General features: G+C 41.5%; 17 protein-coding genes. 10 read left to right on the forward strand and 7 right to left on the reverse strand.

Annotated features, from left to right (window positions below):
- Window positions 1–43: 43 nt before the first annotated feature.
- Window positions 44–766, reverse strand: coding sequence for a RadC family protein (gene radC / locus F896_RS03820; RefSeq protein ID WP_016164727.1), 723 nt, complete (start codon window positions 764–766; stop codon window positions 44–46).
- 196 nt (window positions 767–962) lie between these two features.
- Here radC and coaBC point away from each other — a divergent pair, with 196 nt between their 5' ends.
- From coaBC to F896_RS03790, 6 genes are all read left to right on the forward strand, one after another.
- Window positions 963–2,219, forward strand: a complete 1,257-nt coding sequence (gene coaBC / locus F896_RS03815; protein ID WP_016164728.1) for a bifunctional phosphopantothenoylcysteine decarboxylase/phosphopantothenate--cysteine ligase CoaBC — start codon at window positions 963–965, stop codon at window positions 2,217–2,219.
- Window positions 2,220–2,374: 155 nt separating this feature from the next.
- Window positions 2,375–2,752: a cytochrome b562 gene (locus F896_RS03810; RefSeq protein ID WP_004804300.1), complete on the forward strand. Its 378-nt coding sequence runs from the start codon at window positions 2,375–2,377 to the stop codon at window positions 2,750–2,752.
- Between the two features lie 168 nt (window positions 2,753–2,920).
- Window positions 2,921–3,766, forward strand: coding sequence for a methylated-DNA--[protein]-cysteine S-methyltransferase (locus tag F896_RS03805; RefSeq protein ID WP_016164729.1), 846 nt, complete (start codon window positions 2,921–2,923; stop codon window positions 3,764–3,766).
- Window positions 3,753–4,490 carry a 2OG-Fe(II) oxygenase gene (locus F896_RS03800; protein ID WP_016164730.1) on the forward strand — a complete coding sequence of 246 codons (738 nt, stop codon included), beginning with the start codon at window positions 3,753–3,755 and terminating at the stop codon, window positions 4,488–4,490. The genes F896_RS03805 and F896_RS03800 overlap by 14 nt, the downstream gene beginning before the upstream one ends.
- Window positions 4,491–4,494: 4 nt before the next feature.
- Entirely contained in the window at window positions 4,495–4,740 is a 246-nt protein-coding gene (locus F896_RS03795) for an Ada metal-binding domain-containing protein (RefSeq protein WP_016164731.1), read from the forward strand.
- Complete coding sequence (locus F896_RS03790; protein WP_016164732.1) at window positions 4,727–5,335, forward strand: alpha-ketoglutarate-dependent dioxygenase AlkB family protein; 609 nt, start codon at window positions 4,727–4,729, stop codon at window positions 5,333–5,335. The genes F896_RS03795 and F896_RS03790 overlap by 14 nt, the downstream gene beginning before the upstream one ends.
- A 12-nt stretch (window positions 5,336–5,347) precedes the next feature.
- Here F896_RS03790 and F896_RS03785 read toward each other — a convergent pair whose 3' ends face one another.
- From F896_RS03785 to rsgA, 5 genes are all read right to left on the reverse strand, one after another.
- Entirely contained in the window at window positions 5,348–5,836 is a 489-nt protein-coding gene (locus F896_RS03785; protein WP_016164733.1) for a hypothetical protein, read from the reverse strand.
- 87 nt (window positions 5,837–5,923) lie between these two features.
- On the reverse strand, window positions 5,924–6,382 hold the full coding sequence (gene secB, locus F896_RS03780) for a protein-export chaperone SecB (RefSeq protein ID WP_004804306.1): 459 nt from the start codon (window positions 6,380–6,382) through the stop codon (window positions 5,924–5,926).
- Between the two features lie 32 nt (window positions 6,383–6,414).
- The gene (grxC, locus tag F896_RS03775) at window positions 6,415–6,675 is read right to left on the reverse strand and encodes a glutaredoxin 3 (RefSeq protein WP_016164734.1); all 261 of its coding nucleotides are present in this window, start codon (window positions 6,673–6,675) and stop codon (window positions 6,415–6,417) included.
- Window positions 6,676–6,686: 11 nt separating this feature from the next.
- Complete coding sequence (locus tag F896_RS03770) at window positions 6,687–7,103, reverse strand: rhodanese-like domain-containing protein (RefSeq protein ID WP_004804308.1); 417 nt, start codon at window positions 7,101–7,103, stop codon at window positions 6,687–6,689.
- A gap of 94 nt (window positions 7,104–7,197) precedes the next feature.
- The gene (rsgA, locus tag F896_RS03765; protein WP_016164735.1) at window positions 7,198–8,256 is read right to left on the reverse strand and encodes a ribosome small subunit-dependent GTPase A; all 1,059 of its coding nucleotides are present in this window, start codon (window positions 8,254–8,256) and stop codon (window positions 7,198–7,200) included.
- A gap of 124 nt (window positions 8,257–8,380) precedes the next feature.
- Between rsgA and orn the strand changes: the two genes are divergently transcribed.
- The 3 genes from orn to F896_RS03750 all read left to right on the forward strand — a co-directional run bounded on the left by orn (window position 8,381) and on the right by F896_RS03750 (window position 10,747).
- Entirely contained in the window at window positions 8,381–8,941 is a 561-nt protein-coding gene (gene orn / locus F896_RS03760) for an oligoribonuclease (RefSeq protein ID WP_005184949.1), read from the forward strand.
- A gap of 125 nt (window positions 8,942–9,066) precedes the next feature.
- On the forward strand, window positions 9,067–9,801 hold the full coding sequence (locus F896_RS03755) for a Bax inhibitor-1/YccA family protein (protein ID WP_016164737.1): 735 nt from the start codon (window positions 9,067–9,069) through the stop codon (window positions 9,799–9,801).
- 142 nt (window positions 9,802–9,943) lie between these two features.
- Window positions 9,944–10,747, forward strand: a complete 804-nt coding sequence (locus tag F896_RS03750) for an enoyl-ACP reductase FabI (protein WP_004655876.1) — start codon at window positions 9,944–9,946, stop codon at window positions 10,745–10,747.
- A 102-nt stretch (window positions 10,748–10,849) separates the two neighbouring features.
- Here F896_RS03750 and F896_RS03745 read toward each other — a convergent pair whose 3' ends face one another.
- Complete coding sequence (locus F896_RS03745; RefSeq protein ID WP_016164738.1) at window positions 10,850–11,443, reverse strand: hypothetical protein; 594 nt, start codon at window positions 11,441–11,443, stop codon at window positions 10,850–10,852.
- 213 nt (window positions 11,444–11,656) lie between these two features.
- On the opposite strand from F896_RS03745, the gene F896_RS03740 reads away from it, so the two are divergent.
- Window positions 11,657–12,073 (forward strand): hypothetical protein, encoded by a 417-nt coding sequence (locus F896_RS03740; protein WP_032882491.1) that lies wholly within the window; start codon window positions 11,657–11,659, stop codon window positions 12,071–12,073.
- Window positions 12,074–12,076 lie beyond the last annotated feature (3 nt).

Consider the following 12,076-nt stretch of genomic DNA (forward strand, 5'->3'; position numbering starts at 1 on the left):
TTATTTGAATCATTAATTTTATGTCTTGATATTCCTGTTTGATTTAAGCTTTGTCAAGGCTAGATTGCTTGGTTTTAATAGGGTTGAGTAGTTGTTGTTCAGAAAATGAAAAATAGCCTTCAGCTGAAATAATAAAATGATCGATCAGGTGGATTTCCAGTAGTTTGCAGGCCTGTTTGAGTTGTTGGGTCAGATAAATATCTTCAGTAGATGGTTGGGCAGTTCCATAGGGATGATTGTGTGCCACTACAATTTGGCAGGCCTGTTGTTGCAGGGCATAGCGTAGGGTTTGATTCAATGAAACCGTGCAGGAATGATGTGAGCCGAAGAATAGCTTTTTAAAATGCAATTTTCTGAGCTCGGCATCCAAACACAGTACCGCAAAAACTTCCTGTTTTTCACCTTGCAGTTCATAACGTAAATAGTCGAGTACTAAGGTTGAAGTATCCAGACAAAGCCGTTGTTGCTGGAAATGATTATTCAGATAACGCCGCCCAAGTTCCTTCACGGCCATCAGCTGCGCATATTTGGTGGAGGCTATGCCATTAAATTGTGATAAATCTTCAAAATTGGCATCAAATATCAAATTAAGTCCGCCAAAATGTTGAATCAAAATACGCGCCAATTCCACTGCAGAGTGCTGTTTTGAGCCTGAACGCAGAAAAATCGCCAACAGTTCAGCATCGGATAAGCTTTGCGGTCCTTGGGACAAAAGTCGTTCTCTTGGGCGCTCTTGCTCGGGCCAAGTTTTAATAGATTGATTCAATTGTCGATTTCCCTTTGATTTTATTGTGATTATTTTTTTAACGGGCAAAAATAATTGCGCGTCTTTTCCTTTTATATTGCGTCATGTCAACACGATTTTCGATCATCGTCAGTGCTGAAATGTTGATGCTGCTACTTGGGTATCCACTTATTTAATGCTATTGTGAGCGCCACTGCAACAGTAAGGTATCCTGTTTGTGAGCTTCGATCTAAGTGTTATTCCCCATAAAAACATTATATTAGCGGTTACAGGTGGTATTGCTGCCTATAAAAGTGCCATCTTGGTGCGCCGTTTAAAAGATTTCGGTTTTGATGTCCGTGTGGTCATGACCCATGGCGCACAAGCATTTATTACCCCACTCACTTTTCAAGCACTTTCAGGTAATCCTGTGCATACCGAATTGCTTGATCCTGAAGCCGAAGCGGGCATGGGACATATCGAATTGGCACGTTGGGCTGATTTGGTTCTGGTTGCACCTGCCAGCTGTGACAGCATTGCAAAATTTGCCAATGGCTTGGCGGACGATCTACTTAGTACACTATATCTGGCAACTAAAGCGCCAGTTTGGGTTGCACCTGCCATGAATCAGCAAATGTGGGCAGCGAAAGCCACACAGCGCAATCTGCAAACTTTGGTTGAAGATGGCGTTCATGTGATCATGCCAGATGCGGGTGAGCAAGCTTGTGGTGATGTGGGTTTAGGCCGTATGCCTGAGCCAGAAGATCTAGCGCGCCAAGTTGCAGCCTATTTCCATAAGGCACAACGTGCCTTGGCCGAAAAATTCGGTTTGTTAGCTGGAAAGCGCGTCACCATTACCGCTGGTCCGACCCGTGAAGCGATTGACCCTGTCCGTTATATTTCAAACCACAGCACTGGCAAAATGGGCTTTGCCTTGGCAGCAGCTTGTTATGCAGCAGGGGCAAAAGTCACCTTGGTGGCAGGACCTGTCAGTTTGGATACGCCGAATGGTGTGCAACGTATTAATGTGGGTTCTGCGATGCAGATGCTTGATGTCAGCATGAACCAACTGAAAGACGGCTGTGACATCTTTATCGCAACTGCAGCGGTGGCGGATTATCGCGTGGCGCAAGTGGCTGAGCATAAGATTAAGAAAGCAGGTGATGAACTTGCGGTTGCTTTGGTGAAAAATCCGGATATTGTGGCGACCATTGCACAGCAGGAACAACGCCCATTTATGGTTGGCTTTGCTGCTGAAACACAAAATGTTGAAGAATACGCTGCTGGTAAGTTGGTGGCGAAAAAACTAGACATGATTGCCTGCAATGATGTGTCACGTCCAGATATCGGTTTTGCCTCAGATGAAAATGCCATGACCGTGTTTTTTGCCCAGTCTTATCACATGAAAAAGCGTGAATTGGAAAAGGCATCAAAACAAGAGATTTCGCAGCAGTTGGTTGAGTCGATTGCCGATGCTTTACGCCGTCGCCTATAAAACCTAAACACGATCTTTTTTTATCAAAATGCAACGATTCCGTTGCATTTTTTATGTATGCTAAATCAGCAATTGCCATTGTTGCTTTGAAGCTAAAGCACAGTGTTTTGCGTCGAGAAATTAAGCATAGCCACAGTTTTTGATAGGATATCCTAATGATTAAAAAAACTTTAGCCACCGTTGTGATGTTATCCGCTTTTGCATTTAGCCATACGGCAATGGCTGCGGGTTTAGAAGATGATATGAAAACGCTGGGCAAAAATTATAAAGCGTTTAACCAAGCTGCAACACCTCAGGCCGCAACAGCTGCTTTGGATAATATGCGTGCTGCTGCGACCCATTCAAAACAGTATAAATTGGCGCCGAATACCACTGAAAAAGTACCAGCATCTACCGCTTTATTTGACCAAATTATTGTAGAAATTGATAAAGCCAAATTGCTGGTTCAAGCGGGTAAGCTGGATGACGCGAAAAAGCAAGGCAAAAAGATTGCTGAATTACGTGACCAAGGACATAAGTACTATACCCATTAAGCGATAAAGGTCGTTCATCGAAATGATAGAGCTGTACTCACAGGAGTACAGCTTTTTTTATCTGGATTTGAGACAGTAACAAGACAAAGCTGAGACTGAGCATGATTCAGATTTTCACGGAATGGCAAAGTTGCTACAGTGAAAACATGAATGATGAGAGGTGATGATATGTCCTCACAACAACGAAATTATGAGCGCATTGCTCAAGCGATTCAGTATATTCAACAGAACTTTCAGCAACAGCCGCAACTGGATGAGGTCGCTGCACATATTCATTTAAGCCCAGCACATTTTCAGCGCTTATTTACCGAGTGGGTCGGCACCAGTCCCAAAAAATTTTTGCAGTATATTAGTGTTGAGCATGCCAAGAAGATTTTAAAACAAGAGCAGGGCAGTATTTTTGATGCAACCTTTGCCACAGGACTGTCCAGTACCAGTCGATTGCATGATCTGTTTATTCAGATTGAAGGTATGACCCCAGCTGAATATAAACATGGTGGACAGAGCCTAACGATTCACTATCAATTTGCAGAGACCTTGTTTGGCGAAGTGCTGATTGCATCCACCCATAAAGGCATTTGTGCACTGAGTTTTGTGGACAATCGGGTTGATGCTTTGCAGCAGTTAACAGCGCAATTTCCTCAGGCCGTGTTTATTGAACAGATCGATGCATTTCAACAAAGTGCTTTAGCCTTGTTTCACAAAGATCAACCACAATTGGCAGAGATAAAATTGCATTTAAAAGGCACCGAGTTTCAGCTTAAAGTGTGGCAAAGTCTGCTCAAAATTCCAATGGGGCAGCTCTCAACTTATGGCGAGTTAGCCAAGGCGATTGAACATCCCAAAGCTGCACGAGCTGTTGGTACTGCTATTGGTAGTAATCCTGTGGCATTCCTGATTCCCTGTCATCGGGTAATTCAATCCACAGGTGCTTTTGGTGGCTATGAGTGGGGAACGCTGCGCAAAACAGCATTGATCGGTTGGGAAGGTGCACAAACCCATGCAGCCGTCTGAATTGACACAAATCCAAACCGTGATTGATAAGATTCAAGCTGCGGATTGGGAGGCCATTACTGAGCAAATGCACCAACAGGGCTTTGCCCTGATTGAGCAGGTTCTATCGACCGAGTTATGTGAAATGCTGAAACAGGTATATCCGCAAACCGAACTGTATCGAAAAACCGTAGAGATGCAGCGTTATCGTTTTGGTCTTGGTGAATATAAATATTTTACTTATCCTTTACCAAATCTGATTGGACGAATACGGCATGAGATCTATCCTTATTTGGCACCGATCGCCAATACATGGTTTCGGGTGTTGAAGTTAGAGCACTCATTTCCATCTTCACATGCAGAGTTTTTACAGCAGTGCCATCAACAGGGGCAAATGCTGGCAACACCACTGATTTTGAAATATGGACAAGGCGGTTTTAATACGCTTCATCAGGACTTATATGGTGAGGTGTATTTCCCGATACAGTTGGTGATTGTATTGAGTCAGCCGAATGTGGATTTTAGTGGCGGAGAATTGGTTCTTACCCAACAAACCCCTAGAGCTCAATCTAAGGCCATGGTGGTGCAGCCGCAGCAGGGTGATATGTTGATTTTCACCACCCAATTTAAACCTGAAAAAGGCAGTCAAGGCTATTATCGAGTGCAGATGAAACATGGTGTCAGCCCAATTCATCAAGGCGAACGTTATAGCTTAGGTATTATTTTCCATGATGCGGTGAGTTAATCTGATGTGGCGACATTTAGAATTAACACAGACCGAGTTACACCAGAAACTGAAACAGCACCAGATTGTATTTGCAGGCAATGCACAGCTTAAGATTTATGGCAGATTGACCTGTGCCTCAGGGAAGCGCATGCTGAAAAAGAATCGGGTATTTTTTGTCGATGAGCATGAAGCAATTGCACTAGGCTTCAGACCGTGTGGACATTGTATGCAGCAAGCCTATAAGAAGTGGAAAGATGCAACTATTTGATATTGAAGCTGATCCAAAGCAGAATTATTTACCTTATGATGGCACGGTACAGTACTACGGCAAAGTGGTGCAGACCATGGCGGCAGATCATTATTTTGATCAACTGATGCAGACCATTGCATGGGAAAATGATCAGGCGCTGATCTTTGGAAAGTTATTGACCACTAAACGCAAAGTGGCGTGGTATGGAGACCGACGCTTTGAATATACCTATTCCAATATGAATAAATATGCCTTGCCATGGACCAAGGAATTACTGGAGTTAAAACAGCTGGCCGAACAGTTAACTGGTGAGACATTCAACTCTTGTTTGCTCAATCTTTACCATAGTGGAGAAGAAGGTATGGCTTGGCATAGCGATGGTGAAACGGATTTAAAAAAAGATGGTGCGATTGCCTCATTTAGCTTTGGCGCAGAGCGTAAATTCGCTTTTAAACATAAGCGGAGCAAAGAAAAAGTCGAACTGTATTTAGAACATGGCAGCTTATTGGTGATGAAAGACACCACGCAGACCTATTGGCTGCATCGTTTACCCCCGACTACGAAAGTCAGTACGGCACGGGTGAATCTGACCTTTAGAACCATTGTGGAATAAGGCTACTCAATATTAAACATAGTGATAGAGCTCAACATCTGAAAAAGTTGTATTAAATGCTTCAATCAGGCGATTAATCTGTTCAGTTTGGTCGGGAACCAACATCCAATAAGGATTTTCATTCGAGATCAATAACAAGGCCAAACCATGTTGTTCTGCAACGGCATAGATATTGTCAAATAAAATCGCATAGATATGTTCAGCAAAATCAATTTCATTCTGCTGTTCTGGGGCGCTTTCTGCATATTCAGCAAATAATTGCTCAACTTCAGCTTCAATACGATTATTCAGTTGTTCAATATCGACTTGGGCTTGTTGTAGTTGATAGCACTTGTCGGTGTCATTGTCATAGTATTCTTTTAACTCAACGTATTGAATGTTGGAATGTAAAGTATTGACCCAATTGATAAATTGATGAAAATCGTGTGCATGGGCAGGATAAGGCACCTGTGTTAATTCAGGAAAGACCTGCTGGCATAGCGGATAAAGTGTTGTGGTCATGGTTTATTCTCGTTTTCTTCGGATCTTTTTTATTATGATAAAAAAGCCACAGCAATTGCTGTGGCTTTTTTGCTTCGCGATTAAAGCTTATGCTTGACCTTGCGCATCTGCATCCGCTTGTAGGCGTTGCATGTTTGCTTCAAATTCAGCATCAAAGTTGATTGGTGTAAGCAGCAATTGCGGGAAGCTACCTTTAGTTACCAAATCATTCACTGCTTCACGTAAGAACGGGAACAAGATATTTGGGCAGTAAGCACCTAAGATGTATGGAAGGCGATCTTCTTCTACACCATCAACCAAGAAAATCCCTGATTGGGTTACATCAACGATGAACGCAGTTTCATTTTCGTTGTTTGCTTGAACCACAACTTTTAAAGACACTTCATAGTGTGTCGCATCAATTTTTTCTGCAGCAGAAGATAAATTGATGTTCAACTCTGGTTGCCATTGCTTAGTAAAGACTTGCGCACCTGGAACTTCAAAAGAGATGTCTTTTGTATAAATACGTTCTAATGCGAGTTGTGGTTGAACTTGTTCTTCGCTCATTGTTTTTCCTTAAATCTTGGATTTAGATGTTGTTAAGCTAATAATTGGTCGAGTTTACCTTCACGCTCTAAAGCATAAAGTTGATCAAAACCGCCAATAAATTGGTCTTTGATAAAAATTTGAGGCACTGTACGGTGATTGGTACGTTGCATTAACTCAAGACGAACTTCTGGTGCTTCATTGGAAAGATTAATTTCTTTAAAAGCAACGCCTTTACGCTCAAGTAATTGTTTTGCGCGTACGCAATATGGGCAAGAAAGCGTTGAATAAATGGTGACGTTTTGCGTAGTCATTTTATCTCTCCTTAAGCTTTGGTTTTGCTTTTCACTAAAGGTAAGCCTTGAGCTTTCCAATTGCTAATACCGCCGTCTAAACGGTAGCTGTCGGCATGACCAACTTTTTGCAATGCTGAGCCTGCAACTTGACCTAAGTTACAAATGAAGACCAGTGGACGATCACTTGCTTTTAATTCATCGATATGACTTGTGATTTGGCTATATGGAATGTTACGGCTACCGCTGATGTGACCATCACGGAAATCTTTTCCATCACGTAAGTCGATCAAGATGGCATTTTTTGCCTTGACCAAAATACCTAGAGATTGTGGTGAAATTTTACGACCATTGCGTTGCCCTTCTAAAATAAAGAACAACACGATTAACACGCCGAGCGCACCAAATAAGAAGGGGTGATTCCCCATAAACTCTAACCAGCGTTCCACAAGTCACCTAAAGTTAAAATCAAAATTGACCCTGAGTATAACTTATCTCAATGGTGATCAAAATCTTTAGTTCAAGGGCAAGCAGCGAAGAAAATTAACTTTTTTGCTGCGCTTCCTGAATTTCATCCAGTAAACGTAAATAACTGTCTAAACGACGCGGCAAAATTTCGCCAGCATCAACCGCTTGTTTCAGCGCACAATTTTTCTCATGGGTATGGGTGCAGTTACGGAACTGGCACAGCCCTAAATGCGCTTCAATCTCAGGAAAACCGGTACGAACCTTTTCTAAATTGAGATGCCACAGCCCAAATTCACGGATTCCTGGGGAATCAATCAACGCACCGTTTGTTCCAAATTTAATCAAACGAGTGGACGTGGTGGTGTGCTGACCCAGTGCCGAGTTCTCAGAAATGATATTGGTTTTCTGTGCTGCATCGGGAACGATAGTATTAATCAGTGAGCTTTTTCCGACACCTGACTGTCCCACGAAAGCCACCGTTTCATTATCCAAACGTGCAGATAGGGTCGATAAGTCACCCTGCGAATGACAAATCAAGGTTTCATAGCCTAAAGATTCATATTCGCTGAGTAAGGTCAGAATCGGGTCATTTTCAGTGAGTAAATCCGATTTATTCAGCACCAGTAATGCTGGAATATTGGCATCGGCACAGGCCACCAGATAGCGGTCAATCAATGTTGGTGCTGGTTCTGGTAAAGGTGCAAATACAATCACAATCAAACTGATATTGGCTGCGACGGGTTTGACTTTGTGGTAACGGTCGGGGCGAGTCAACAACGATTGTCTTGGATAAATCGCGGTGATAATACCTAAACCTGTAATCGGATCAGCTTGCCATTTAACCCGATCGCCAGTCACCAAAAGTTCTAGGTTGGTGCGGGTATGACAACGCCAAACACTGTCGAGTTCGATCGGTTTCCAGAACGGTTCTGGTTCACCTTCAGCCACGTGTGGTTTTTCTGGGTGCTGTTCAGGCACAGATAAAGCTTGTACTTCGAGTTGACGACCATAATGCTGAACAACCAGTCCATCCAGATCTTGCGATGTATCAATGTCGTCTTGACGTGATTTATGCTGTTTCTCAATACGACGTTGCTGTTGTTCGGTTAAACGACGCTTACGAATTAAAGCCATTCATATCCCAAAAAATCCACACTTTGAAGACCGCAAAAATAGCACGAAGCCACTATAGAATTACAGCCAAGATGTAATTAATTTGCTACTATTGATGTTTTTAAGCACTTTAGAATTGCCATCCATGAGCAGCACCCCTGATACACGATTAATTTGGATCGATCTGGAAATGACAGGTCTTGATACCGATAACGACAAGATTATTGAAATTGCAACAATTATTACAGATGACCATTTGAATATCTTGGCTGAAGGACCTGTTTTAGCGGTACATCAATCTGATTTGATTCTAAATGCGATGGATGAGTGGAATACCAAGCAACATGGCCAGTCTGGTCTGATTGAGCGAGTACGCCGCAGTAAGTTAAAGGCTCAAGATGCCGAACAGCAAACGCTTGAGTTCTTAAAGAAATGGGTGAGTCCAAAATCATCACCAATGTGTGGCAACTCGATTTGCCAAGATCGCCGTTTCTTGCATCGTTTGATGCCTGAATTGGAACAGTTTTTCCATTACCGTAATTTAGATGTGTCTTCGGTGAAAGAGCTAGCGAAACGCTGGAGACCTGAAATTATGAGTGGTTTAAAGAAAAATGCTTCGCATTTGGCGATGGATGATATCCGTGATTCGATTGCAGAATTGAAATACTACCGCGAATACTTTTTTATCATGAATAACGATAAGTAATCGATTATTGAGTAATACATAAAAGGAGCTTAGGCTCCTTTTTTAATATGTGAAAAAATTTGGGCTTGCTCAAAAAATCGCTTAAACTCGGTGTTTAATTGCAAACTATAAAAAAGAGAGCGTACATGCAAAGTACTAACCCCATTTTAACGCGGGTGGAAACCTATCAAGATTTGGCTGAGCCAATGACCATTCAAGGTGCGATTCAAAAATCAGTCCTGTTAACGGTGATTGCTGCTGTTTTAGGCATGGGCTTATTTTTCTACTGTGCGATGACAGCCAATCTGTCGATTGCCTATGCTGCTACGATTATTGGCGTAGTTGGTGGTCTAATCCTTGCGTTGATTACCACATTTAAAAGCAATACCGCACCTGCTTTAGCCATTCCTTATGCCCTATTTCAAGGGGCATTTTTAGGTGGGGTGTCATTTATTTTCCAGTTGAAATATCCAGGTGTCCCTTTACAAGCATTGCTTGCGACTTTTGTGACCACATTGGTTTTATTTGCGTTGTATAAATTCCAAGTGATTCGTGCCACTGAAAAGTTTAAAGCAGTTGTGATCTCTGCCTCGATTGCCATTGCCTTGGTATTTGTGGTGCAAATCATTTTACGTTTAGCATTTGGTTCGAGCATTCCTTATATCTTTGAAAGCAACTGGTTAGGTATTGGCTTTGCAGCCTTTGTTGCTGTGATTGCTTCATTGAATCTGATCTTGGACTTTGACTTGATTGAAAATGCGGCTGCACAACGCGCACCAAAAGCATTTGAATGGATCTGTGCCATCGCCTTATTGGCGACTTTGGTGTGGATGTATTATTCATTCTTGCGTTTATTGAGTCTGTTACGTGGTGATGATTAAGTTCTGATTCAAGTAAAAATATAAATCGTCTTCAAGTGAAGGCGATTTTTTTATGCAAGATTGTAAAAAAGATGGATTATGCAATTCCGCAAGCGACGGAATATTGGCATGATGTGGTGAAAATTTTTCGAGTGAGAATAAGATGTCACAAGGACTTTTAGCTGGTAAACGTTTTTTAATTGCCGGTATTGCAAGTAAATTATCGATTGCTTTCGGTATTGCTTCTGCATTACACCGTGAAGGTGCAGAGCTTGCGTTTACTTATCCAAATGAAAAGCTGAAAAAGCGTGTCGATGATTTTGCAGCACAGTTTGGTTCAACACTGGTTTTTCCTTGTGATGTTGCTGTTGACGCAGAAATTGACAATGCTTTTGTTGAATTGGCAAAACACTGGGATGGTTTAGACGGTGTGGTGCATTCAATTGGTTTTGCACCTGCGCATACCTTAGATGGTGACTTTACTGATGTGACTGACCGTGACGGTTTTAAAATCGCACATGACATTAGTGCCTATAGCTTTATCGCGATGGCTCGTGCAGCGAAGCCATTATTGCAAGCGCGTCAAGGCTGTTTATTGACTTTGACTTATCAAGGTTCTGAGCGTGTGATGCCGAACTATAACGTGATGGGTATGGCCAAAGCATCACTTGAAGCAGGCGTTCGTTATTTAGCATCAAGTTTGGGTGTAGACGGTATTCGTGTGAATGCAATTTCTGCGGGCCCAATCCGTACTTTAGCAGCTTCAGGCATCAAGTCTTTCCGTAAAATGTTAGATGCCAATGAAAAAATTGCGCCGCTAAAACGTAATGTGACGATTGAAGAAGTGGGTAATGCTGCATTATTCCTTTGCTCGCCATGGGCTTCGGGTATTACTGGTGAAATCATGTATGTTGATGGTGGTTTTAATACTGTGGGTATGAGCCAAAGCATGATGGATGATGAATAATTAGATTGATCTAAATTATTTGATAAAGCCGCTTTTAGAGCGGCTTTGTTTTTAGAAAAAACTTAATTATGTAGAGGAAGTTTGTTTGACAGCATCCCATTGTTAAGTTTTATCTGCAATTTCGACAAAGTAGTCATAATATTTTCTCGCCACTTCTTCGGGACCAAGTGCTACGTCAATAAGCATTTGAAGAGTCCATACTGGACCTGGTATCACCTGATCTAAGTCAAGGTCTTCAGGGTAAGCTTCTGGGGTGATTGCCATTTCTAAGTTTTCAAACCACCAAATTTCAATTTTACGTAGTAGTCCAATCATCTCATCAAATGCCTCCGTTACATCAAAGTCAACACCTGATGAGGCGAAGGTAAGCATTTCGTGAGTTAAGGTATTACGGCATCTTTTAATATGCTCGAATCTCTCTAAGTCATTATCGTTAATCACATCCATATCTTGCAACCATTTCAATGATGCATAGAGAGGACTTCTATTGAGTGAAAGTACCTTTTCTTTATATTCTGGATCAACAATCATTCCATTTTCATTGAACCCATTTGTAAAGAAGCTCTCAATCTTTTCGATAATACTGCTTTTGAGTATTTCGAAAGCCATTGAAAATATTGATGCAGTAATAATATTCGTTTTAAGTGTTGTGGGATGAAGTGCTCGTTCCCAAGATGCCTTAACTTTTTCATCCATATTCGATCTCTATAAAGAAATTTATTACTGTTCTAGATATGACATATTTCTATCAGTATTAGAAATATATTAAAAAAATCAACTGACGAATATAACTAACCATTTGTCATCCCATCCTTTATATGCTAATTAAGGCTGTTTTTTTTGAATCGAAAATTCTAAAGATAATGTCGATAAACATATTATTTTTAAGCTTTCGGGGTAGATTAAAGCGTGAAGAAAATAGCGGTAGTTTTAGGATTAGTCATTCTACTTTCACTCCAAGGTTGTGCCGCAGTCATGGCAAGTAACCAACCACATAAAAAGAATCTGGCAGTTTTAGAGGTTGGAAAACATCGAAATAATGTGATTTCTGAACTCGGTGCACCAATTACATCTGAAACTCAAAATGGCGAACGTAAAGAGATTTATACCTTCCAGCAGGGCTATTCAAAAGGGGCAAGAATTAGCCGTACCTTATGGCATACGACTGCGGATATCGCAACCATTGGTCTGTGGGAGATTATCGGTTCTCCCACAGAAATCTATTTTAATGGTCAGCAACTTTCTTATGAAGTTGTGTTTGATGATCAAGACAAGATTAAACGTATTCACCAGATCCTAAATAATCCAGATCTGGTGAAAGAATAACAG

Source organism: Acinetobacter genomosp. 15BJ (assembly GCF_000400715.1).
In the GTDB taxonomy this organism is placed as follows: domain Bacteria; phylum Pseudomonadota; class Gammaproteobacteria; order Pseudomonadales; family Moraxellaceae; genus Acinetobacter.